25 protein-coding genes and 1 other annotated feature are annotated in these 22,466 nt (G+C 36.8%); of the genes, 22 read left to right on the top strand and 3 right to left on the bottom strand.

Going from position 1 to position 22,466, the window contains the following annotated elements; all coding sequences use genetic code 11:
• Nucleotides 1–71 precede the first annotated feature (71 nt).
• The 3 genes from JF73_RS05735 to JF73_RS05725 all read right to left on the bottom strand — a co-directional run bounded on the left by JF73_RS05735 (nt 72) and on the right by JF73_RS05725 (nt 1,868).
• Nucleotides 72–971, bottom strand: a complete 900-nt coding sequence (locus JF73_RS05735) for a peptidylprolyl isomerase PrsA (protein WP_046327330.1) — start codon at nt 969–971, stop codon at nt 72–74.
• A gap of 114 nt (nt 972–1,085) precedes the next feature.
• A complete protein-coding gene (locus JF73_RS05730; protein ID WP_046327329.1) occupies nt 1,086–1,427 on the bottom strand; it encodes a hypothetical protein in 342 nt (113 codons plus the stop codon).
• 9 nt (nt 1,428–1,436) lie between these two features.
• Nucleotides 1,437–1,868 (bottom strand): HIT family protein, encoded by a 432-nt coding sequence (locus JF73_RS05725; RefSeq protein ID WP_038523342.1) that lies wholly within the window; start codon nt 1,866–1,868, stop codon nt 1,437–1,439.
• Nucleotides 1,869–1,958: 90 nt separating this feature from the next.
• Here JF73_RS05725 and JF73_RS05720 point away from each other — a divergent pair, with 90 nt between their 5' ends.
• The 22 genes from JF73_RS05720 to yqeH all read left to right on the top strand — a co-directional run bounded on the left by JF73_RS05720 (nt 1,959) and on the right by yqeH (nt 22,463).
• Nucleotides 1,959–2,699, top strand: coding sequence for an ABC transporter ATP-binding protein (locus JF73_RS05720; protein ID WP_046327328.1), 741 nt, complete (start codon nt 1,959–1,961; stop codon nt 2,697–2,699).
• Nucleotides 2,692–3,891, top strand: coding sequence for an ABC transporter permease (locus JF73_RS05715; RefSeq protein WP_046327327.1), 1,200 nt, complete (start codon nt 2,692–2,694; stop codon nt 3,889–3,891). Before JF73_RS05720 ends, JF73_RS05715 begins: the two co-directional genes overlap by 8 nt.
• Nucleotides 3,892–3,896: 5 nt before the next feature.
• Nucleotides 3,897–4,556 (top strand): tRNA (guanosine(46)-N7)-methyltransferase TrmB, encoded by a 660-nt coding sequence (trmB, locus tag JF73_RS05710; RefSeq protein ID WP_046327326.1) that lies wholly within the window; start codon nt 3,897–3,899, stop codon nt 4,554–4,556.
• Between the two features lie 34 nt (nt 4,557–4,590).
• The gene (locus tag JF73_RS05705) at nt 4,591–4,911 is read left to right on the top strand and encodes a thioredoxin family protein (protein WP_046327325.1); all 321 of its coding nucleotides are present in this window, start codon (nt 4,591–4,593) and stop codon (nt 4,909–4,911) included.
• 20 nt (nt 4,912–4,931) lie between these two features.
• The gene (gene ytpR, locus JF73_RS05700; protein ID WP_038523327.1) at nt 4,932–5,579 is read left to right on the top strand and encodes a YtpR family tRNA-binding protein; all 648 of its coding nucleotides are present in this window, start codon (nt 4,932–4,934) and stop codon (nt 5,577–5,579) included.
• Between the two features lie 152 nt (nt 5,580–5,731).
• A complete protein-coding gene (gene murC, locus JF73_RS05695; RefSeq protein WP_046327324.1) occupies nt 5,732–7,045 on the top strand; it encodes a UDP-N-acetylmuramate--L-alanine ligase in 1,314 nt (437 codons plus the stop codon).
• 169 nt (nt 7,046–7,214) lie between these two features.
• Nucleotides 7,215–9,890 (top strand): DNA polymerase I, encoded by a 2,676-nt coding sequence (polA, locus tag JF73_RS05690; protein ID WP_046327323.1) that lies wholly within the window; start codon nt 7,215–7,217, stop codon nt 9,888–9,890.
• Between the two features lie 13 nt (nt 9,891–9,903).
• Entirely contained in the window at nt 9,904–10,734 is an 831-nt protein-coding gene (gene mutM / locus JF73_RS05685) for a bifunctional DNA-formamidopyrimidine glycosylase/DNA-(apurinic or apyrimidinic site) lyase (RefSeq protein ID WP_046327322.1), read from the top strand.
• On the top strand, nt 10,731–11,333 hold the full coding sequence (coaE, locus tag JF73_RS05680) for a dephospho-CoA kinase (RefSeq protein WP_046327321.1): 603 nt from the start codon (nt 10,731–10,733) through the stop codon (nt 11,331–11,333). The genes mutM and coaE overlap by 4 nt, the downstream gene beginning before the upstream one ends.
• Nucleotide 11,334: 1 nt before the next feature.
• Nucleotides 11,335–11,802, top strand: coding sequence for a transcriptional regulator NrdR (gene nrdR, locus JF73_RS05675; protein ID WP_038523311.1), 468 nt, complete (start codon nt 11,335–11,337; stop codon nt 11,800–11,802).
• A gap of 2 nt (nt 11,803–11,804) precedes the next feature.
• A complete protein-coding gene (locus JF73_RS05670) occupies nt 11,805–13,166 on the top strand; it encodes a DnaD domain protein (protein WP_046327320.1) in 1,362 nt (453 codons plus the stop codon).
• 9 nt (nt 13,167–13,175) lie between these two features.
• Nucleotides 13,176–14,078 carry a primosomal protein DnaI gene (gene dnaI, locus JF73_RS05665; protein ID WP_046327319.1) on the top strand — a complete coding sequence of 301 codons (903 nt, stop codon included), beginning with the start codon at nt 13,176–13,178 and terminating at the stop codon, nt 14,076–14,078.
• 304 nt (nt 14,079–14,382) lie between these two features.
• Complete coding sequence (gene thrS / locus JF73_RS05660) at nt 14,383–16,317, top strand: threonine--tRNA ligase (RefSeq protein WP_046327318.1); 1,935 nt, start codon at nt 14,383–14,385, stop codon at nt 16,315–16,317.
• Between the two features lie 185 nt (nt 16,318–16,502).
• On the top strand, nt 16,503–17,240 hold the full coding sequence (locus JF73_RS05655) for an amino acid ABC transporter ATP-binding protein (RefSeq protein ID WP_046327317.1): 738 nt from the start codon (nt 16,503–16,505) through the stop codon (nt 17,238–17,240).
• Nucleotides 17,241–17,256: 16 nt separating this feature from the next.
• Nucleotides 17,257–18,075: a transporter substrate-binding domain-containing protein gene (locus JF73_RS05650; RefSeq protein ID WP_046327316.1), complete on the top strand. Its 819-nt coding sequence runs from the start codon at nt 17,257–17,259 to the stop codon at nt 18,073–18,075.
• A complete protein-coding gene (locus JF73_RS05645) occupies nt 18,072–18,710 on the top strand; it encodes an amino acid ABC transporter permease (RefSeq protein ID WP_046327315.1) in 639 nt (212 codons plus the stop codon). Before JF73_RS05650 ends, JF73_RS05645 begins: the two co-directional genes overlap by 4 nt.
• 14 nt (nt 18,711–18,724) lie before the next feature.
• On the top strand, nt 18,725–19,378 hold the full coding sequence (locus JF73_RS05640; RefSeq protein WP_038523292.1) for an amino acid ABC transporter permease: 654 nt from the start codon (nt 18,725–18,727) through the stop codon (nt 19,376–19,378).
• A gap of 68 nt (nt 19,379–19,446) precedes the next feature.
• Nucleotides 19,447–19,559 (top strand) — a sequence feature (ribosomal protein L20 leader region).
• Nucleotides 19,560–19,578: 19 nt separating this feature from the next.
• Nucleotides 19,579–20,109, top strand: a complete 531-nt coding sequence (infC, locus tag JF73_RS05635) for a translation initiation factor IF-3 (RefSeq protein ID WP_082229344.1) — start codon at nt 19,579–19,581, stop codon at nt 20,107–20,109.
• Nucleotides 20,110–20,130: 21 nt separating this feature from the next.
• Nucleotides 20,131–20,331 (top strand): 50S ribosomal protein L35, encoded by a 201-nt coding sequence (gene rpmI, locus JF73_RS05630; RefSeq protein ID WP_034980158.1) that lies wholly within the window; start codon nt 20,131–20,133, stop codon nt 20,329–20,331.
• A gap of 36 nt (nt 20,332–20,367) precedes the next feature.
• Nucleotides 20,368–20,724 (top strand): 50S ribosomal protein L20, encoded by a 357-nt coding sequence (rplT, locus tag JF73_RS05625; protein ID WP_034980161.1) that lies wholly within the window; start codon nt 20,368–20,370, stop codon nt 20,722–20,724.
• 106 nt (nt 20,725–20,830) lie between these two features.
• Nucleotides 20,831–21,355, top strand: a complete 525-nt coding sequence (locus JF73_RS05620) for a YqeG family HAD IIIA-type phosphatase (RefSeq protein ID WP_046327314.1) — start codon at nt 20,831–20,833, stop codon at nt 21,353–21,355.
• A complete protein-coding gene (gene yqeH / locus JF73_RS05615; RefSeq protein ID WP_046327313.1) occupies nt 21,348–22,463 on the top strand; it encodes a ribosome biogenesis GTPase YqeH in 1,116 nt (371 codons plus the stop codon). The genes JF73_RS05620 and yqeH overlap by 8 nt, the downstream gene beginning before the upstream one ends.
• The last annotated feature ends 3 nt before the right edge of the window (nt 22,464–22,466 follow it).

Here is a 22,466-nt window from a genome sequence, read left to right as displayed (position 1 = left end):
ATAAAAAAAGCGCAAGCTGTTTAAGGGCTTGTGCTTTTTGTTATTTTTATTCGCTTTAAAATAATGTTTAATTATTTTTTAGTCGATGGAGTTGAAACATAGGAAGCTAAGACATCCTTCAAGTCTTTATCTTTAATATCAACTCCAGCTTTTTTGATTACCTTAGAGATGACTTCATGCATCGTTTGTTGATCTTGTGACATTGTTTGGTAAATTTGATTATCAATTTCCTTCTTGTGTGAAGCAAAAGTTCCCTTAGCCGGGTGCTTAATCATTCTAATTATGTGATAACCTGACTGAGATTTTATTGGACTTTTAGTGGTCTCACCCGTCTTCAGTTTAAATGCAGCTGCCTTAAAAGCAGGATCTAAACTAGTGTCAGTTGAGTCAAATGCCGGCAACTTGCCAGCATTATTTTTAGTTCCTGTATCTAAAGAATATTTCTTGACCAGACTCTTGAAACTCTTACCATTTTTGAGTTCAGCAGTGATTTGTTCAGCCTTTGATTTCTTAGAAACTAAAATGTGTTGAACTGTTACTTTTGGTTGGTAGGCTTTCCAAGCCTTTTCTTCTTGGCTCTTTGAAATCTTTTTAATGTCTTTTAGAGCAGCTTCAGAAAGCAGGTTGGTTTTCAGGTTTTGCTTAAAACTTGATACGGTCATACCATTTTGTTGCAGAACTGCTTCAAACTGATTGCCGTATTGCTTTTTATAATTATTGTATTGTTTATCGACTTGCTTTTTTGATACCTTGTCGCCATATTGTTGCTCAAGAATATGATTAATAAGCATGTTAGCCAAGGCAGTTTTACCAGACTGAGATTTTTTCATCTCATCATAGTATTCTTGCTGAGTAATCTTACCGCCTTTATAGGAAGCAACAGTTTTATTACCACTAGAACAAGCGGCTGTTGACAATGCAATTCCTGCGACAGCAATTACCGCAGCAGCTTTTTTAATATATTTCTTCATAAAATAAATTCTCCACATCCTTAATAAATTAAGTCACCGTCAACTAATATAACATAAACTGGCAAATCTAGTTTTTATTTTTTCGTTTTTTGCCAAAAATTCTTAGTTTCTTTACTAATTTTTAGAACTATTCATTTCTTCATCATCATTATGCTGGAAAGTTGCAGTTTTAGCTTTTAACTTGTGAATGATTCGGTTCACGCTGATCTGGTAATATTCTAATTCATTTTGTAATTCAGAAATTGCTTTCTTAGCTTGTGGCAGAGAATTCTTTAGGTTTTGCTGAGCTGTTTTCAGCTTGGCTTGAGAAGCAGAAAGATCCTGAATATCAGCTTTAAGAGCGTTAACGCCTTTTTGCACTTCTGGGAATAAACGCTTACCATTTTTATCTTTAAATAATGAAAGTACTACGCCAAAACCTGCTCCAACTGCTAAACCAATACTAAAATGTTTCATCTCATCACCTTAAAATTGTGCTCTAATTGCGGCAGCCACTTTTTGATAATCTTCGTCAGTGTATTTTTCCGCATTATTACGGGTGGCAATTTTTAAGCCGTCTCCGTCAAAGCGGGGAATGAAATGAATATGTGAGTGCATAACGACTTGACTGGCACTGGCGCCGTTATTGCTGCTAATATTCATACCGGTGATTCTGGGATCGAATTTTTTAATTGCATTTGCAATTGCTGGAATGTATTGTAAGTAGCGCTGAGCATCAGCAGCTGTATAATCGAAAAAGTTTGTAATATGTTTTTTCGGGACCATCAAAGTATGGCCGGGATTAACTTGAGATAAGTCCAAGAATGCTTTGACATCATCGTTTTCAAAAATTGTGTAACTGCTGGCCTCGCCTCTGATAATTTTGCAGAATAAGCAGTCTTTATCTAAATCTTCCATTTTAAAACCTCTTCACTTCAAAATTTAGTTTCTTTTAATATCATGCTATCATAATAAATGAGTAAATTCATTAAAAGAAAGATAGGAAATATGACTTTAAAAATTGAACATTTGACAGGTGGCTATACGGGTGTGCCGGTCATTAAAGATATTAACTTGGAAATTAAACCAGGGGAAGTTTTAGGGGTTATTGGGCTAAATGGTGCTGGTAAATCTACTACTATTAAACACATTCTGGGCTTATTAAGACCCCAAAAAGGGAAAATTACTCTGAATGGCATTGATTTAGCTGCTCAACCAACTAAATTTAAAAGACAAGTTGCATATATTCCCGAAACACCAGTTTTGTATTCAGAACTGACTTTGAAGGAACATCTGCAATTAACTATTCTTAGCTATCAGTTAGATGAAAAACAGGCTTGGGCAAAAGCTCATGAGTTGCTGCAGATGTTTAGGCTAGATGATAAGCTTGATTGGCTGCCAATTCACTTTTCTAAGGGTATGAAGCAAAAGGTGATGATTGTAAGCGCCTTTTTAGCAAATACGAAACTACTTGTAATTGACGAGCCGTTTACTGGACTAGATCCTTTAGCAGTAGCTAATTTAGTACAATTAATCAAAAGCGCTGCTGGTCAAGGTAAAATGGTGTTAATGTCAACACATATTTTAGCTAACAGTGTTCAGGCCGTTTCACGTTACGCGGTCTTAAATAATGGCAAAATTACGGCTGCCGGCACTTTAGCCGAAATTCGCATGCACTATGGTTTAAAGGAAACAGATTCATTTGACCAAATTTACCAAATTTTAAGTCAGGAGCAACAAAATGCGTGATTTGGCTAAAAGAAGGCTGCAGGAAAATTTACGCCAATCTTTAAAATATCTAGTATTGGTTTTTAATGATTTCTTTATCTTAGCTCTGATTTTTCTTTTTGGTGCACTCATGTTTTGGTATGCGCAGACAATGAAAACCATGCCCGAAAATCTGTGGTACTACCGTCCACTAGTTAGTATTTTGCTTTGGCTGCCACTTTTAATAGGCAAACTGGTAACTTTGCTAAAACCAGCTGATTTACAATTTTTACTGCCTGAAGATGAAAATATAAAATTATATTTGAAACCAATGCTAAATTACAGCTTGATTGTACCTACAATTTGCTTGGTGTTAACGGCAGGAATTTTATTTCCTTTTGCTACGATTAAGGCAAGGATTGAACTAATAGATTATATTTTTGCTGTTTTGGCTGTTTTTTTAGCTAAGCTGCTGCAGCTTAAAATTATGGAACATAATTTGTTTTTTAACCGTAAGATTTCCATCTCGCTAGTAAATATCTTTTTCCTTTTTTTGTTTGGTTTGGGAATGTTTAAGCCCAAAAGTTTACTGATAATTGCAGGTTTATTAGTTATCTGCCTAATAATTTTTGTTTTAAAGCCGCAGCATGCAGCTTTGTTTGACTGGCAATATGCCGTCGATCAAGAAAAAAAGCGCAAAAATGTTGTTTTTAACGCTTTTAGCATGTTTACTGATGTCAAAGAAAGACAAACCAATGTTAAAAGGAGAAAATATTTAGACTTTTTATTACCAAAGAAGATGGCATTGGAAAATCCCAATAAGTTTTTATATCGCCGGTCAGTTCTTAGGAATCCTGAAAATATCAATTTAATAGTGCGAATGACTGCATTTGCTGTATTGGTTTCTTGGTTAGTGCAAAATTGGCTCTGGGCGTTAGGTTTATCGTGCCTAGTAGTATTTTTAACAATTTACCAATTAGTACCGATGGTTGATGAATTTGATGATAACATTATGTATCGAGTCTATCCGATTGAGCACACCAACCGTGGCTTGGATATGGTCTCGGCTTTAGCAGGAATGATGTTAATGCAGTGGTTGATTATCAGTATTTCGTGGCTGCTTACCTTGCCAGTCAATTTACACCTGTTTGAAGCAATGGGGTGCCTAGTTGTTTTCAGCTGGGTCGTATTAAGGTTATACTTACCAGCAAAAGTAAAGAAAAGGAAGTCGTAGAATAGATGAGATTACGAAACAAACCGTGGGCTGTAAAGCTTGTCCATGAGCATCCGGAAAGTGTGATTGATCGACCTGATCCAAGTCTGAAAATTGATTGGTCAAAGCGGTTTGCTGATATTTCAAGACCACTGGAAATTGAAGTAGGTCCTGGAAAAGGGAAATTTATTACCACAATGGCTGAGAAGTATCCTGAGAAAAATTTTGTTGCTCTTGAGTTGCAAATGACCGCTGCAGGCATGATTTTGCGGACGAAACTAGCAAAAGAATTGTCTAATTTACAAATTCTCTGTGGGGATGCTGCCAATATTGACGCATTTTTTAGCGCTCACATTGCTAGCAAAATTTATTTAAATTTCAGCGATCCTTGGCCTAAGACCAGACATGAGAAAAGACGGCTAACTTATAAAACTTTTTTACAAAAATACCAAACGGTCTTGCGTGCAAACGGTCAAGTAGAGTTTAAAACTGATAATGCAGGTCTTTTTGCCTATTCTCTTCAAAGTATGAATAATTTTGGGATGAATTTTGATTTTGTTTCCGTAGACCTTCATAATGAAAAGGAAGAAGTTCTAGCAGCTAATATTGAAACTGAATATGAGCATAAATTTGCTGCTCAGGGCAACCCGATTTATGCTTTGCATGCTGATTTTGGAGTAAAATAATTTATAGATAGAGAAAAGAGAGGTTTTTTCAAAAATGGAACAAATAAAAGAATTAAACAAAGCTAAATTAGCAGATATTACCAAAAATGGTCGTGTTGTTTTAGAATTTTCTGCTGGTTGGTGTCCAGATTGCCGTTTTTTGGATCCGTTTATGCCTGAAATTGAAAAAGATTTTGCTGACAGTAAATTTTATCAAATAGACCGTGATGGCTCTGTGGATATAGCTAAAGAAATGAATATCATGGGCATTCCTTCATTTGTGGTCTACCAAGATGGCACAGAAATTGGTAGACTAGTTAATAAGGATCGTAAAACTAAGGATGAGGTTGAAAGTTTTTTGCGGTCGCTTGACTAAGTGAAAGAGGATTGTGATTCATGATTACAAGTATTAATAAAGAAAGTTATCCTAATACCCTGATTGTGATTTTGGGCCAAGATAAGGGTAAAAGTGAGTATGAGGAAAAAGATGACATTACTCGTATCACTGATGAAAAAGGGAATGTCACAGGTTATAATTTTTTCAATGTCAACGAAGTAATTGATTACGATAGTTTGCCTAATGGTCAGGTTAAACTAAATGAAGAAGATTTAGCCTCTTTAAATAAAAAATTAGCAGAAGCTGGTTTTACGGATAAACTGGCATACGGCAAACCAACTTTAGTTTACGGCTATGTCAAAACTTGTGAAAAACACCCTGACTCTGACCACCTTCATGTCACTACTGTTGATGTAGGTAACGGCGAAGAACACCAAATTGTGTGTGGTGCACCTAACATTGCACAGGGACAAAAAGTCGTAGTTGCCTTGCCTGGTACTTTGATGCCTAATGGTCAAATGATTTGGCCCGGTCAACTACGCCATGTTGATTCTTATGGTATGATTTGTTCAGCTCGTGAATTGGGTCTTGAACATGCTCCGCAAAAAAGGGGTATTTTGGTAGTTCCGGCTGATTTTAATGCTGGCGATGAATTTGATCCGGAAAAGTGCGATCAGCTTTTAGCCGAAGGACAAATCACTTTATAAAAGTAGCAGACTTTACCAACAAAAAGGTAAAGTCTTTTTTTGCGCATATAATTGAATTTTAAATTTCATCATGGTTTTGTAATGGTCCTGCTCATTTTGCGATAGTAATGGTAAAATAAATAGCAATGATAAAAGATTTTGGAGTTCAGAAAATGTTAGATAAAAATAAACAGATTTGGTTTATCGGAATTAAAGGAACTGGAATGGCTGCTCTTGCTCTAGTTTTAAAAGACCTGGGTTTTGATGTGGCCGGCAGTGATATCGCAAAGTATACTTTCACGCAAGAACCGCTGATTAAAGCGGGTATAAAAATATCTTCATTTGCGGCCGAGAACATTAAGGATAATGGTCAGGTAATTGTTAAGGGCAACGCTTTTAAAGCTGATAATGTTGAAGTGCAGGCTTGTGAAAGTAAAAATGTTACTTGGCAAAGTTATCCTGATACTGTAGAAGAAATAATTAAGATGCACACTAGCATTGGTGTTTCTGGGACTCATGGGAAAACTTCTACTACAGGTCTTTTAGCTCACGTGTTAGGAGAAGCTGCACCAACATCTTACTTAATAGGAGATGGTGAGGGCAAGGGTGTTAAGAACTCCCGCTTCTTTGTTTATGAAGCTGACGAATATCGTCGTCATTTTTTGGCGTATCATCCTGACTACCAAATTATGACCAATATTGATTTTGATCATCCAGATTATTTTAAAGATCAATCAGATTATACTTCCGCCTTTCAAACAGCTGCTCAGCAAACGCAAAAAGGACTTTTTGTCTGGGGCGGAAATAGCCGTTTAAAGCAGCTTAAAGCAGATTGCCCCAAATATACTTATGGTTTTGACAGTGACGATGATTTTCAAGCCGTAGCAATCACAAGATCAACTCATGGGTCCAGTTTTACTGTGTTAAATCACGGACAAAATATCGGTCACTTTACAATTCATCTTTTTGGCGATCATAATATTTTGAATGCTACTGCGGTGATAGCTGTTGCTTATACTGAAAAAATTCCGTTAGCAGATATTCAACAAGGTTTATTGACATATCAAGGAGCCAAAAGACGGTTTTCAGAAAAAGATTTTAAAGATATTAATATCATTGATGACTATGCCCATCATCCGACAGAAATGCGGGCAACAATTCAAGCAGCAAGACAAAAATTCCCTGATAAACGCTTGGTAGTAGTATTTCAACCACATACTTTTTCCAGGACCAAAAAATATGCCAGTGATTTTGAAGAAATTTTGCGCGGAGTTGATAAGGCTTATATCACTCCAATCTATGCCTCTGCTAGAGAAAAGAGCGGTGATATTACTAGTGACGACTTAGTAGCCAAAATCCCTGGAGCAGAGGTAATTGACCTTGATAATATTGCCGATTTGGCTCAAAACAAAGATAGTGTGATCGTCTTCATGGGTGCCGGTGATATTACCAAATATGAAGACGCTTTGGAAAAGTTATTAAAATAATTGCAATTTTTAGCTAAAGATCAAGTTTTTAAAACTTGGTCTTTTTACTTAAAAAAGCGCGAACCAACTACCTCAGAATGCAAATAAATCAGTATTGTGCAAGATGTGAGCAAAAACTGTTAAAATGGTAGTTGAATTAAGAAACTTGGTTTAATTATGAGGAGAACTAATGGCTGATAAAAAATTACTTTTGATTGATGGTAATTCAGTTGCCTTTCGTGCTTTTTATGCACTGTTCCGTCAACTTGAAAATTTTAGAAATCCTGAAGGATTGCATACCAATGCCATTTATACGTTTAAAAACATGCTTGATGTCGTCTTAAATGATGTCAAACCTGATCATGTTTTAGTCGCATTTGATGCGGGTAAAACTACTTTTAGGAATAATATGTATGCCGATTATAAAGGCGGTAGACAGAAAACACCGTCTGAATTGTCTGAACAGTTACCATACATTCAAGAACTTTTACATGATCTGGGCATATCCACCTATGAACTCGACAATTATGAGGCCGATGACATTATCGGTACTTTTGCGACGATTGGTGAAAAAGAGGGTTTCAAAGTGACTGTTGTTACGGGAGACAAAGATTTAACGCAACTAGCTTCACCTCAAACAACAGTAATGGTCACTAAATCCGGTGTGTTGAACTTGGAAGCTTATACGCCTGAACACATGAAGGAAGTTAATGGTGTTACCCCAACTGAATTTATCGATATGAAAGCCTTAATGGGTGATAATTCTGACAATTATCCTGGTGTGACTAAGATTGGTCCCAAAAAGGCTTCACAACTTATCCAAGAATATGGTTCTGTAGAAAACCTTTATGATCATATAGATGATATGAAACCTTCAAAAATGAAAGAGAACCTCATCAATGACAAAGATAAGGCTCTTTTAGGTAAAAAATTGGCAACAATTGATCGCCACACCCCTTTAACTATTGGGATTGATGATATTAAGTGGCGCGAAGTTGACTATCAAAAATTGCGCAGATTCTATGAAAAAATGAACTTTCGCAAGTTTTTAAGCCAGTTAGACCCTGAAAGTGCTGCTGGGCAAAAGGATCAACCAGTAAAAGATAATAAAGCAGTTGCTTTTACAGAGCTTAAAGAAAATGACATTAACAACTTTGCAGTTAAAGATGGTCAAACTATTACTTTTTATTTAGGAATGCTGGGTGCTAACTACCACTTAGCTGATTTTGTTGGTTTTGCCATTAAGATCGATAAGCAAATATATGTAAGCCGTAATGTTGACCTGTTAAAAGAGCCGCAACTTAAGAATATTCTGGAAAATAAGCAAATTACTAAAAATGTTTTTGACTTAAAGCGGACAACAGTTGGCTTAAATCGTTTAGGTATTCATGCTCGCGGCATTGACTATGACATGCTTCTTGCTTCGTATTTGATTAATAATGAAAATAATTCGGATGATATGGGCGAGATATGTCGGATGTACGGTGATAATTCGGTTAAAAGTGATTACGACGTTTATGGTAAAGGTAAAAGTGCCCACATTCCAGAAGACGATCAGGTGTTATTTAATCATTTGGCTGGCAAGATAGAAGCAATCGAGAACTTAAAAGAGACATTGTTAGCTAAACTAAAAGAACACGAGCAAGACGATCTTTTTGCCAATATTGAAATCCCTGTTGCCAGAGTTCTGTCTGTTATGGAAATCAATGGCATCAAAGTTCAAGCTGAGACTTTAACGCAGCTTCAAGATGAGTTTGCAGTTGAGCTCAAGAAAATGGAAAAGCAAATTTATGATGAAGCTGGTGAAGAATTTAATATTAATTCTCCTAAGCAATTAGGTCATATTTTGTTTGAAAAAATGGGCTTAAAGCCAATTAAAAAGACCAAAACCGGTTATTCCACATCAGTTGATGTCTTAAATCAGCTAAAAGATGAAAGTCCCATTATTGGACAAATTCTCACTTACCGGCAAATTGCTAAAATCCAGTCAACTTATGTTAATGGTTTACTGGATGTCATTCAAAAAGACGGTCGGGTTCATACCAGATACTTGCAAACTCTTACTGCTACCGGTCGTTTGTCCTCAGTTGATCCTAATTTACAAAATATTCCAACCAGAACCGAGGAAGGTAAGCAAATTAGAAAAGCGTTTGTTCCTAGTGAACCTGATGGCTACATTTTCTCCTGTGATTATTCACAAATTGAATTGCGTGTTTTGGCACAAGTTTCTGGCGATGAACAGATGCAGGAAGCTTTTAGAACCGGTTACGATATTCACGCTCATACCGCAATGAAAATTTTTCACTTAAAATCAACAGCCGATGTCACTCCTTTAATGCGCCGCAGGGCCAAAGCTGTTAATTTCGGTATTGTTTACGGCATTTCTGATTACGGTTTATCTAAAAACCTTAATATCAGTCGCAAGCAGGCCAAGCAATTCATAGATAATTATTTTGAGCAATATCCTCAAATTAAAGATTACATGAATAAAGCAGTCCAGGTAGCCCGTGAAAAAGGATATGCCGAAACAATTATGCACAGAAGACGTTACTTGCCAGATATTCATGCTAAAAACTTTAATGTGCGTTCATTTGCTGAGAGAACAGCAATTAATTCGCCAATTCAAGGTTCTGCTGCGGATATTATCAAGATAGCGATGATTAACATGCAGAAAAAATTAGATGACATGCATCTTAAGACCAAGATGGTAGTCCAGGTTCATGATGAGCTGATTTTTGATGTGCCAAAGGATGAATTGGAAACAATTAAAAAGATTGTACCGGAAGTTATGCAGTCGGCTGTAAGACTAGACATACCTCTTGTAGCTGATTCCGGATATGGTCATAATTGGTTTGATGCTAAGTAAGGAGTAACTTGTAATGCCGGAAATGCCAGAAGTTGAGACTGTCAGACGGACACTTCTTCCTCTTATCAAAGGAAAGACAATCAAAGAAGTAACAGTCTGGTATCCAAAGATTATAACTGGTGATGCAAAAGAATTTAAGCAGCAGTTAGTTGGTAAAAAAATCACCACAATTGATCGTTATGCTAAATATTTGTTAATTCGGCTTAGCGGCAATTTAACAGTAGTGTCACATTTGCGCATGGAGGGTAAGTATCGTTTAGTCAAAATAAATACTAAAAAGGATAAACACGACCACGTGCAAATTGTTTTTAGTGATAATTCGGCATTGCGTTATAATGATGTGCGTAAGTTCGGGCGCATGCAGTTAATTAAAACGGGAACTGAAAAAGAAAAGACGGGTATTAGCAAATTGGGTGCAGAACCCAACTCGGCAGCTTTTACCGTTTCTTATTTACAAAATGGTTTAGCACGTAAAAAGAAAAATATTAAAAATACACTCCTTGACCAATCTGTTGTTGCAGGTTTGGGCAATATCTATGTTGACGAGGTTTTGTGGGAGACAAAAATTCACCCATTAAGTCATGCCAATACCATTCCCGCAGAAAAGGTAGCGCAATTGCACGATAACATTAATTCGTTAATAGAATTGGCAATTGCTGAACGAGGTACTACAATTCATACCTATCTGGATGCAAACGGCAAAACAGGTGGTTTTCAAAAAATGTTGCAGGTTTATGGTCATAAAGGTGAACCATGTGTGCGTTGTGGTACACCACTTGAAAAAATTAAGGTCAATGGACGAGGAACTACTTTTTGTCCTAAATGTCAGGTGATTTATAAATGACAATGATATTAGGCTTGACTGGTGGAATTGCAAGCGGTAAAAGCACTGCAGATGCTTTTTTTGAAAAAATGCAAATTCCAGTAATTGATTGCGATCAAATAGCCCATGATATTTTAAAGACCGGTAATCAGGGATATGAAAAAGTTATCAAACAATTTGGCAGTGAAGTCTTAAATACGGATAGTTCACTTAATCGTTCAAAGTTGGGACAAATAGTTTTTAATGATAAAAAACAACTTGAAATTTTGAATGAAATTACTCATCCATTGATTTTTACAGAAATACAAGCTAAAATTGCGCTAAACAAGGCTAAGAAAAGCCCCATAATAGTTGTTGATGCTCCTGTTCTGTTTGAGTCAAATGGTCAAAAATATTGTGATCGGACTTTACTGATTGCTATACCAGAAAAATTGCAGCTAGAAAGACTAATGCAAAGAGATCACCTTAGTCAGGGTGCAGCTTTAAAGCGCATCAATAGTCAAATGCCACTTAAGCAAAAGGAAAAATTGGCTGACTACGTGATTAATAATACTGGTTCAAGAAAAGACCTTGAGATTAAATTAGAAGAGTTGTTACTTGAAATCAAAGGGGAGGACTAAAATGGAATGTCCTAATTGTCATAAAAATGCATCAAAAGTAATTGATTCGCGTCCGAGTGATGAAAATCGTGCTATCAGACGTAGGCGCGAATGTGAAAACTGCGGCTTCCGTTTTACTACATTTGAACGTGTTGAAACCACGCCTTTATTAGTAATCAAAAATGACGGCACACGTGAGCCATTTAACCGAAAAAAGATTTTACGTGGAGTGATGGCAGCTGGTCAAAAAAGACCAATCTCAAGTTCGCAATTCGAAGAATTAGTCGATCACGTAGAAAACAAAATCAGGCAGGAAGGAGTTAGTGAAATTTCTTCCAAAAAAATTGGTCAATTGGTAATGGATGAATTGGCTAAAATAGATGATGTGGCTTATATTCGATTTGCGTCAATTTACCGTGAGTTTAAAGATATGTCTAGTTTCATGAAAACTATGGAAGATATGATTGCCAGAAGAGAGAAAGGAAATTAATTATGTTTGAGACTAACAATCCCAAACAGCCTTTTTATATTACAAACAGAGTAGAGCTCTACCCAACAGATTTGCGTGTTTTAATTAAGCTATATCAGCCTTTAGTTGGTTCTTTGGCGGTGGCACTTTATTTAAGTCTGAATGAGGATTATTCTGCCCAAGCTATGCTGTCAGATTCACAGGGGATTTACCGTTTGCAAGAACAAGTTGACTGTGATATTAAAAAATTATTTGCGGCTCTGCACAAGATTGAGGCGGTGGGGTTAATCGAGACCCGACTACTTGACAATCAAATAATGGGCAAAATTCTATGTTTTGAACTTAAAAGTATCCCGTCCAGCAGTGAATTTTTTGGGACTGCGTTATTAGCAAGCTTATTAAAAGAAAAAGTGGGTATTAGCGCTTTTCATAAATTAAGCCATGATTTTGCCCGGGAAACTAAACAAAATCAAAACTTTGTTAATGGTGTGAAAACAGCACCAAATATTTCCGCCTCGTTTATGGATGTCTTTCACTTACCAGACCAAGAAGCAATAGACCCTTCAATTGAGGTTAAAGAGGCTGCCCAAGAAAATAATATTGTTACCCGTAATACTGCCACTATCAATGAAAAGGGCCAGATTGACTGGGACTTTATGAAACAGCAATTTGAAATTTACCAAATTGCAGGCAGCGAAATTGACCAAAACAGAGAAGCAATTCGTGCAATTATGAGAACTTATGGTTTGTCCGAACAGGAATTTGTAGATGAAACACTGCCCTGTTTGCATGGTGATTATCATCTAAATATGAACCGGATTAAACAAGCTATTGCTAATAACATTCATGCAGCAACTACTCGCAGTCAGTTACAAAAAAAGACACGTGCAAAGGAAAATTCTGAAGTAAAAAAAGAGCACTTAAGTAATAGTGAACAAGAATTATTACAAAGCGCAAAAGCAAACTCACCGGCACAATTTTTGTATCAGCTTAAGACCAGCCGGAATGATTTTGTGGATGCTAGTGAAAATCGCGTACTTGATAGTTTATATAATGAAAAAGGTATTTCAGCAGAACTGCTCAATATCTTGACTTATGCCTGCTTGAAAAGTGGTCCTAACGTGTCTTTTCGTTTGGCAAATAAAATTTTACATGATTGGCTGCAGCACGGAGTAAAAACCGGTGGTCAAGCTTTAGAATACATGGACAATAGGAAAAAGGCCCAAGAGCAGAAAAGAAAGCAGTTTGGCAGTTATAATTCGCGTAAGTCAATTGAAAAGGGCACGGATTGGACTGAAAATAAACCAAAAATAAATTCCGAAGTTTCTAGTGAAGAACTAAAAAAGTTTTTTGAGAATTTTGAAAATAAGAATGGCATGAAGTAGGTGAAATATATGCGACCCATTAAAAAATATATTGCTAAAGGACAATCAGGTAATGCTGAGGAGCAAAGCCCTGAAGCTATTAAACAAAGGGTACTGGCTGAACCTAAGGTGCAAAACTTTATCGCGCAGCATCAAGATCAATTAAATGACAGCATTATTAATAAAAGTCTGCCCACTCTTTACGGCTATTATCTGAGCCAGCATAAAAAAGATCCTGTCACCAGAGGCTATTATCCTGATTTGATAATGAATAAAAATGCGATCAGTTTGAAATTTGTGCCCGAAGACAGCAAGCTTATTCATGATAGAGAAATATATATCAAAAGGCATTTGCGCCTGATTAATTTACCTGATGGGTTGCATGATGTTCGCTTAAGCCAGATTGAAATGACCCCGGAAAGAGCCGAAGTGATGACCCGCATTCAGCAATTTTTATCAAGATATGCTAAAGATGTTCATCAGAAGGGACTTTATTTGTCGGGCAATTTTGGTATCGGCAAAACATATATATTGGCGGGACTTGCTAATCAAGTTGCCGCTATGGACAAGTACGTTGTTTTCTTGCATGTTCCGACATTTATTGCAGGTTTATCCAGTCATTTTAGTGATAATAGTGTTCAAGATGAAGTCCAAAAAATTGCTAACGCTGATTTTTTAATACTAGATGATATTGGAGCTGAAAGTTTGAGTCAATGGTCGCGTGACGAGGTCTTGGCGGTAATTCTGCAGGCCAGAATGGATAATGTGCTGCCAACATTTTTCTCATCGAATTTTGCAATGAGCGATCTGGCAGATCATTTCAAAGAAACCAAAAATTCTATTGATCCTGTAAAAGCAGCGAGGTTAATGGAAAGAATCAAGTCTTTGGCGACTGAAGTAGTAATTTCTGGACCAAATAGAAGACACCAATAAAAATATTTTGCTGTAAATCTATGAAAATAAACTTGCATTAAAAAATTATTGGGCTATAATTAACTGCAATGAATGAACATGTTGCTACGCACCACAGAGAGAGGGCAATATTCTGGAAGCCCCCATTAGCGTTTGCAACCCACTCATTCGTACCTAAAATTTTAAAATGGGTTAGATCCGTTAACAATCTACAACGAGATAGTCTAGGTTTTTGGACTAAATTTTGGGTGGAACCACGTTAATTAACGTCCCAGTGCTTAATTGCACTGGGACTTTTTTATTTCTTAAATTTTCGGAGGAAAAAATGAGTTTTTCAATTACATTGCCTGATGGCTCAAAAAAAGATTTTACTGAGGCAGTCACAGTTTCAGAACTAGCACATGGTATTGCTACATCTCTAGGTAAAGCAGCTCTTGGAGCAAAAGTAAATGGTCAAATTGTTGGTTTAGATTACAAATTAGACCAAGATGCCAGTGTTGCTATTATTACTGATAGGGATGAAGCTGGTCTAGATATTTTAAGAGCAACAGTAGCCTTTGTTTTTGAAGCAGTTGCGCAGAAAGCATATCCAGAGATTCACTTTGGTGAGCACGCAGCAGATGATGATGGTTTTTATGTTGACACTGACAAAGAAAATCAAATCAAAGTTAGTGAACTGCCGGAACTTGAAAAAGCAATCAAAAAAGTAATCAAAGCAGGAGATAAGATTGAATCTTCTTTTCTGCCAAAAGCTGAGCTTGCCGAAATTTTTAAGAATGACCCGTATAAGAGTGCGTTGCTAAAAGATGAAAAAGACGATCAAGTGCATGTCTTTAAATTAGGTGATTTTGTTGATTTTGGCTTTGAAGCCCTATTGCCAAATACGGGCAAAATTAAACAATTTAAGTTGTTATCGGTTGCCGGTGCTTATTGGCAAGGTCAATCATCAAACCCAATGCTTCAAAGAATTTCCGGAACAGCGTTCTTTAAAAAAGCTGATTTAGATGCCGATATTAAGCGTCGTGAAGAAATTAAAGAACGTGATCACCGAACTATCGGACGCGACCTTGATTTATTCTTTGTTGATCCTAAGGTTGGTGCTGGTTTACCTTATTGGATGCCAAAAGGAGCCACAATTCGCCGAGTAGTTGAACGCTATATTATTGACAAAGAAGTGGCTGACGGTTACCAACATGTATATACTCCAGTTTTAATGAATGTTGACGCATACAAGACATCTGGACACTGGGCACATTATCGTGACGATATGTTTCCACCAATGGATATGGGCGATGGGGAAATGCTTGAACTGCGGCCGATGAATTGTCCGTCACATATTCAAATTTACAAGCACCATATCCGTTCATACCGTGAACTGCCAATTAGAATTGCAGAGTTGGGTATGATGCACAGATATGAAAAATCGGGTGCTTTATCAGGTTTGCAACGTGTACGGGAAATGACTTTAAATGATGGTCATACCTTTGTCACGTTGGACCAAGTACAGAGTGAATTTTCTAAGATTTTGACTTTGATTTTAGACGTTTACAAAGACTTTGATATCACGGATTACTACTTCAGACTTTCATACCGTGATCCAAAGAATACTAAAAAGTATTTTGCTAATGACGAGATGTGGGAAAGAAGTCAGGCAATGCTGAAGAAGGCAATGGACGACATGGGTCTTGACTATGTCGAAGCTGAAGGTGAAGCTGCCTTTTACGGTCCTAAACTTGATATTCAGACTAAGACGGCGTTAGGTGCTGATGAAACTATGTCCACAATCCAGTTGGACTTTATGCTTCCAGAACGCTTTAACTTAAGTTATGTAGGTCAAGATGGTGAAGAACATCGTCCAGTTATGATTCACCGCGGTATTGTCGGTACTATGGAGCGTTTCATTGCTTACCTGATTGAAATTTACAAGGGTGCCTTTCCAACTTGGCTGGCGCCAGTTCAAGTAGAAGTGATACCAGTTAACCTTGATGCTCATTCTGACTATGCTAAGAAAGTTCGCGATGAATTGAATAAGCGCGGCTTCAGAGCAGAAGCAGATTTACGTAACGAAAAATTAGGTTACAAAATACGTGAATCGCAAACTCAAAAAGTACCATACACTCTTGTTTTAGGTGATAAAGAGCTCAAGGACAATAGTGTCAACGTTCGTCGCTATGGTACAGAAGAAGAAGTGGCTAAGGACTTTAACGAATTCATTAACGAAATCGATCAAGATGTTAAATCATATTCACGTAAAGGATAAAAATTGTTATTTATAGAAAAGGCAAAATAATTTAATGGCTAAACCTTAAATGTAGAAACCGCTAAAATTTGCACGTCGAGTAACAAAATGTAGTGTTGACGGGATGCACTTTTGATTAATTAATCAATTGTTAAAAAAGCTTGGTTTAGTTAGTTAAATTAAAACTGCTAAAAAGGAGCATATATATGTCAATGGTAGAATTTCGTGACGTGCAGAAATTTTATGGCAAATTTCACGCGTTGCATAATATCAATTTGCAAATTGATCAGGGTGAAACAGTTGTCTTAATCGGGCCTTCCGGTTCAGGCAAAAGTACTCTAATTAGAACTATTAATCGTTTAGAGTCAATCCAAGGCGGAAAATTAATTGTTAATAACCAGGATTTGTCCAATCCCAAAACAGATTCAAATAGATTGCGTCAAGACGTGGGCATGGTTTTTCAGCATTTTAATCTTTACAAAAATAAAAATGTTTTAGAAAACGTAATGCTTGCTCCTCGAATTGTCAGTCATATACCTGAAGAAGAAAATAAAAAGCAGGCACTGCATTTACTTGATATGGTAGGAGTGGCTGATAAAGCACATAATATGCCAGCACAAATATCTGGTGGTCAAAAGCAGCGTGTAGCAATTGCACGGTCTTTAGCAATGCACCCCAAATTATTACTTTTTGATGAACCAACTTCAGCACTTGATCCCGAAATGATTGATGAAGTTTTACAAGTAATCAAAAAAATAACTTCGGCAAGTGATATGACCTCCCTGATTGTGACTCACGAGATGGGTTTTGCCAAAGAAGTAGCTAACCGCGTTATCTTCATGGATCAAGGTCAGATTGTTGAAGATGACGACAGCAAGTCTTTCTTTGAGCGGCCAAAAACTGACCGTGCCCAGCAATTCTTAAGTAAAATAATTACACATTAAGGAAGGGGCAAATATCATGAAAAAACTTGTTTGCTCAATCTTGTTGTTTTTAGGAATTTTTCTTTTGTCGGGTTGTGGCAATAAAGTCACTGACCAATCTGCTTTGAAAAATGTACATTCGACTAATACCATTACTTGGGCAGTTGAAGGTGACAAAAAACTATTTAGTTTAATTGATATTAGAGATGATAGAGAAAAAGGCTTTGATATTGATATGGCTAAAGCCATTACCAGAGAAATTTTAGGTCCAAAAGGTCAAGCCCGTTTTACTCTTGCCACCTCCCAATCAAGAATACCCTTGTTGAAAAACGGCAATGTGGATGCAGTTATCGCAACTTTGACAATTACACCGGAACGGGCAAAAGTTATTAGCTTTTCTAAGCCGTACTTTCAGGCAGGTAAATCGTTTCTTGTCCCTAAAGGATCAAAAATTAAAAAGCCAAGCGACCTGAATGGTAAAACTGTGATCGGTATTGTCGGAGATAATTCGGTTGAGGCAATAAAAAAAGTGGCACCCAAAGCCAAAGTCGTTGCAATGCAAGACTATGGTCAAGCAGTCTCTGCTTTAAAGTCGCATCAAGGCGATGCTTTGACTAGTGATAATGGCATTTTATATGGTTTAGCAGCACAAAGTTCTGGAAGCCTTGAAGTAACCGGAGGAACTTATACTAAAGAACCTTATGGTATTGCAGTAAATAAAAATCAAGGACCTTTTCATAAAGCCATAAATCAAGCAATTCATAAGATTCAAAAAAGCGGAGAATACAATCTCTTAATTAAAAAATGGTTCGGTCAGGTTCCTGGATTTAACTATAAGGAGATGTATATTAAATGATCCATATCTTCAATAATTTTAGTAGTCAACTGTTTTCAGGATTTGGCTGGACTATCTTGTCAAGCTTTCTAACTTTAATATTTAGTCTTATTTTCGGAGTTTTATTAGCCTTATTGGAGGTTATTCCCAATAAACTTGCCAATAAAATTGGTCGAATTTACGTTGAAATCTTCCGCAATATTCCCTTACTAATCATCGTAATGTTTTTTTACTTAATAGTACCGAAATATTTTGTACAAATTGATGGTTTTACTGCTGGTACAATTGGTTTATTTCTCTACACTTCTGCATTTATTGCTGAAATTATTCGCTCTGGTATACAATCAGTGTCTTCCGGTCAAATGGAAGGTGCACGGTCAACAGGCATGACTTATAAGCAAGCAATGCGCTATATAGTGTTGCCGCAAGCTTTTAAAATAGTTATTCCACCACTAGGCAATCAATTTGTCAATTTGATTAAAGATTCGTCAATTTTAGCTTTTGTTGCAGGTTTTGATTTAATGTACCAAGCAAACGCCATTGCTTCTGTCACTTTTGATACGATTAACAGTTATTTGGTAATAGGTATTTTGTACTTGTTGATTACAATGCCACTGAGCTACTATATGCGGCATCTGGAAAAGAAATTGGCATAGGGAGGCGAACTAAAATGCAAACATGGATTAATGCCTTATCTTGGTTAAATTTTGGTTTCTTATTAAAAGGCTTAGCGGTCACATTATTTATTTCAGTTTTTGCAATTGTTTTAAGTTTCATTTTAGGGTCAATTCTCGGAATTATCCGCTATGCTAAACTTAAATTCATTTCAGCAATTGTTGGCTTTATTATTGACATCGTTAGAAATTTGCCTTTGCTATTAATTATCTTTTTTACCTATTTTGGCTTGCCCAATATTGGTTTAAGACCCGGTGCAATTTTGTCAGCAATTATCGCGATGACAATTTTTGAATCCAGCATGATTGCAGAGATTGTGCGGTCTGGCATTCAGTCAGTAGCTATTGGTCAAATTGAAGGGGCAAGATCGACAGGCATGTCTTTTGTGCAAGCATTATGGCACGTTGTATTACCGCAGGCATACCGGCACATGATACCTACTATAATTGGTCAGTTTGTCTCTTTAATTAAAGATACTTCCTTAGCAACTATTATTGTTGTTCCAGAACTGATGCAACACGCACAGGTAATATACGGTCAAAATGCTAATTATATTGTGCCTATGTTTGCCGCTCTAACATTGCTCTATTTTATTGTTTGCTTTACTTTATCTTTAATTGGTAATAAACTGAACAAAAAGTTAGCATAATTTTGCAATGAGATTTAAAATATATCTCGTTGACACAAATAGTAAATGCGAGTATAATCGTTTTAGTTGAGAACAAGAAGAAGCTTCCCGCTTCTCGCCTAAGTTAAGTAAACCTCTGGGCTGATCGATATTTTCTGTTGATTATGGGCGGGTAGAACTATACCCGTCTTTTTCTTGTCCTCAGATTAACATGGAGGTGAATGATTATTCCAAGGAATTTGATATTAAACGACCAAATTCGCGCACGCGAAGTTCGTTTAATTAATGAAGATGGTGAACAAGTTGGTGTTGTAACCAAGACTGAGGCTTTGCGCCAAGCAAGTGTTGCAAATTTAGATTTAGTTCTAATTTCGCCTAATGCCAAGCCACCTGTTGCTCGTATCATGGACTATGGTAAGTACCGTTTCCAGCAACAAAAGAAGGTTAAAGAATCTCGGAAAAAGTCTAAAACGGTCAGTGTTAAAGAAATTCGTTTGAGCCCAACGATTGAGGGTAACGATTTTAACACTAAATTAAAGCACGCGCGTAAGTTTATCACTAAAGAAGGTGCCAAAGTACGCGTTTCGATCAGGTTCAGAGGTCGAGCAATCACTCACAAGGAACTGGGTCGTGAAGTGTTGGAAAAAATGGCTGAAGCCACATCTGATATTGCTACTGTTACTAGCAAGCCTAAGATGGAAGGCCGTTCAATGTTCTTAATGCTCGCTCCGAAGAGTGACAAAAATAAATAGTTAATTTGGAGGAATTAGAAAATGCCAAAAATGAAAACCCACCGCGCTTCTGCAAAGCGTTTTAAGAGAACTGCTTCTGGTCAATTAAAGCGTCATCACGCTTTTACTGGCCACCGTTTCCACGGCAAGACTAAGAAACAACGTCGTCATTTGAGAAAGGCTGCAATGGTTTCACGCAGCGACTTGAAGCGCATCAAACAGATGCTCTCTCAAATGCGTTAATTAAACAAATAAAACGATATTTAGGAGGAATTTTAGATGCCAAGAGTTAAGGGTGGAACAGTTACACGTAAACGTCGTAAGAAGATTATGAAGCTTGCCAAGGGTTACCGTGGCGCAAAGCATATGCAATTTAAGGCTGCAAGTACTCAATTATTTGTATCTTACAGATATGCGTTCCGTGACAGAAGAAGACGTAAGAGCGACTTCAGAAAGTTATGGATTGCCAGAATTAATGCTGCAGCAAGACAAAATGATATTTCATATTCTAAGTTAATGCACGGCTTGAAATTAGCTGGTGTTGACATTAACCGTAAGATGTTAGCTGATATTGCTTATAACGATTCAAAGACCTTTGCGAAATTAGCAGAAACTGCTAAAAAGGCTTTAAATTAATTTGAAATGGCGCTTATGGCGCCGTTTTTTTATGTCAAAATTTAGCACTTGCAGCTAATAATTTGATATATTAAACTAGTGCAATAATAGATGAAAGGTAAATTGGATGTTATTCAGGCCACGCTATACTATTGATACGATTTATCATTTAGATCCAGATATGCTGCAGCAAATGAATATTAAAGCTGTATTTTCTGACTTAGATAATACTCTTTTAGCTTGGAACGAATTTGAAACTGCTCAAAAAATGGATAGCTTTAATAAAAAATTAGCACAAGCTCAAATTAAGTTGGTGGTAATTTCCAATAATAATGCTGAACGGGTAGGGAAAGTTTTAAATCCCTATCACATTGATTTTGTTGCTAAATCTAAAAAGCCGTTACCATTTGCGATTAGTAAAAAAAGAAAATCAATGGGCTTAGAAAAAGAACAGGTAATGATGGTGGGAGATCAGTTAATTACCGATATTCAAGCTGGCAATTTAGCTGGTGTCAAATCTGTCTTGGTTGAGCCTCTTATTCAAACTGACAAATGGAATACCCGTATTAATCGTTTTTTTGAAAAAATTATTTTCTTTTTTCTCAACTTTTCGCACCCAGTTACATTTAAGGAGACGTTAAAAAATGGATGATCAAATTGTTTGTATTGGTTGTGGTGCTGTTCTTCAATCTGATAACCCGCAAGAAGCTGGTTATCTGCCAATTTCACGATTGCAACAGGCAATAGAAAGTGGAGATGAAGGCAGCGATATTTACTGTCAGCGTTGCTTTCGGCTGCGTCATTATAATGAAATTATGCCTGTCAATGCCGATAATGATGACTTTTTAAAGCTCTTGAATTCTTTAGCTACAAAAAAGGCTTTAGTCGTCAATGTGGTTGATTTATTTGATTTTACTAATTCTTTATTGTCGTCACTTAAACGTTTTATTGGTGAAAATGATTTTATACTGGTGGGTAATAAATTTGACCTATTTCCCGACAATTCCCGACAAAGCAAAATCAAGGATTGGATGAGACAAGAAGCTAACAGGGCAGGACTGTTTCCCAAAAAAATATTTTTAGTCAGCGCTAAAAACAAGAAAAATCTAACTCAGTTAATAACGTATTTAGATCAGAAATCACGTGAGCAAGATGTTTATTTTGTGGGAATGACCAATGTAGGAAAATCAACTCTTTTGAATGCGATTGTTGACCAAATGGGAGATGTTAAAAATCTGATCACGACCTCACGTTTTCCGGGAACAACTTTAGCTAAAATTGAAATTCCTTTGGCAAATGGTCATTTCTTAATAGATACTCCCGGCATATTGACCCAAAATCAATTGGTTACACATTTGAATACCAAAGAATTAGCAGTGGTATCACCGCAAAAACAGCTCAAGCCGGTAACGTTTCAGTTAAGCCCCGGTAATAGTCTCTTTCTAGCAGGTTTAGGGCGAGTAGACTTCTTAAAAGGTGAAAAAGCTAGTTTCACAGTTTATGCGGCTCGTGGTCTATACATTCACAGAACCAAGACGGCAAATGCTGATGCTTTTTATACCAAGCACATTGGTGAATTATTGAGTCCACCGACTAAAGAAGATAATTTGCCATCATTAAAGGGGCAGGAATATCATACTAGTAATAAAAGTGACTTGCTTTTTGGCGGGATCGGTTTTATCACTGTTCCTGCAAATTGTTTAGTTAAAATTTATACACCTGGTCAAATTGGCTTGGGAATTAGACGTGCGTTAATATAGAGG

It is taken from the genome of Lactobacillus helsingborgensis, from assembly GCF_000970855.1.
Classification (GTDB): Bacteria; Bacillota; Bacilli; order Lactobacillales; family Lactobacillaceae; genus Lactobacillus; species Lactobacillus helsingborgensis.
This window is presented reverse-complemented; position numbering and strand designations above follow the sequence as displayed.

Coding starts and splice junctions, on each gene's coding strand:
- JF73_RS05735 (WP_046327330.1), bottom strand. CDS start 971: ATGAAGAAATATATTAAAAAAGCTGCTGCGGTAATTGCTGTCGCAGGA.
- JF73_RS05730 (WP_046327329.1), bottom strand. CDS start 1,427: ATGAAACATTTTAGTATTGGTTTAGCAGTTGGAGCAGGTTTTGGCGTA.
- JF73_RS05725 (WP_038523342.1), bottom strand. CDS start 1,868: ATGGAAGATTTAGATAAAGACTGCTTATTCTGCAAAATTATCAGAGGC.
- JF73_RS05720 (WP_046327328.1), top strand. CDS start 1,959: ATGACTTTAAAAATTGAACATTTGACAGGTGGCTATACGGGTGTGCCG.
- JF73_RS05715 (WP_046327327.1), top strand. CDS start 2,692: ATGCGTGATTTGGCTAAAAGAAGGCTGCAGGAAAATTTACGCCAATCT.
- trmB (WP_046327326.1), top strand. CDS start 3,897: ATGAGATTACGAAACAAACCGTGGGCTGTAAAGCTTGTCCATGAGCAT.
- JF73_RS05705 (WP_046327325.1), top strand. CDS start 4,591: ATGGAACAAATAAAAGAATTAAACAAAGCTAAATTAGCAGATATTACC.
- ytpR (WP_038523327.1), top strand. CDS start 4,932: ATGATTACAAGTATTAATAAAGAAAGTTATCCTAATACCCTGATTGTG.
- murC (WP_046327324.1), top strand. CDS start 5,732: ATGTTAGATAAAAATAAACAGATTTGGTTTATCGGAATTAAAGGAACT.
- polA (WP_046327323.1), top strand. CDS start 7,215: ATGGCTGATAAAAAATTACTTTTGATTGATGGTAATTCAGTTGCCTTT.
- mutM (WP_046327322.1), top strand. CDS start 9,904: ATGCCGGAAATGCCAGAAGTTGAGACTGTCAGACGGACACTTCTTCCT.
- coaE (WP_046327321.1), top strand. CDS start 10,731: ATGACAATGATATTAGGCTTGACTGGTGGAATTGCAAGCGGTAAAAGC.
- nrdR (WP_038523311.1), top strand. CDS start 11,335: ATGGAATGTCCTAATTGTCATAAAAATGCATCAAAAGTAATTGATTCG.
- JF73_RS05670 (WP_046327320.1), top strand. CDS start 11,805: ATGTTTGAGACTAACAATCCCAAACAGCCTTTTTATATTACAAACAGA.
- dnaI (WP_046327319.1), top strand. CDS start 13,176: ATGCGACCCATTAAAAAATATATTGCTAAAGGACAATCAGGTAATGCT.
- thrS (WP_046327318.1), top strand. CDS start 14,383: ATGAGTTTTTCAATTACATTGCCTGATGGCTCAAAAAAAGATTTTACT.
- JF73_RS05655 (WP_046327317.1), top strand. CDS start 16,503: ATGTCAATGGTAGAATTTCGTGACGTGCAGAAATTTTATGGCAAATTT.
- JF73_RS05650 (WP_046327316.1), top strand. CDS start 17,257: ATGAAAAAACTTGTTTGCTCAATCTTGTTGTTTTTAGGAATTTTTCTT.
- JF73_RS05645 (WP_046327315.1), top strand. CDS start 18,072: ATGATCCATATCTTCAATAATTTTAGTAGTCAACTGTTTTCAGGATTT.
- JF73_RS05640 (WP_038523292.1), top strand. CDS start 18,725: ATGCAAACATGGATTAATGCCTTATCTTGGTTAAATTTTGGTTTCTTA.
- infC (WP_082229344.1), top strand. CDS start 19,579: ATGATTATTCCAAGGAATTTGATATTAAACGACCAAATTCGCGCACGC.
- rpmI (WP_034980158.1), top strand. CDS start 20,131: ATGCCAAAAATGAAAACCCACCGCGCTTCTGCAAAGCGTTTTAAGAGA.
- rplT (WP_034980161.1), top strand. CDS start 20,368: ATGCCAAGAGTTAAGGGTGGAACAGTTACACGTAAACGTCGTAAGAAG.
- JF73_RS05620 (WP_046327314.1), top strand. CDS start 20,831: ATGTTATTCAGGCCACGCTATACTATTGATACGATTTATCATTTAGAT.
- yqeH (WP_046327313.1), top strand. CDS start 21,348: ATGGATGATCAAATTGTTTGTATTGGTTGTGGTGCTGTTCTTCAATCT.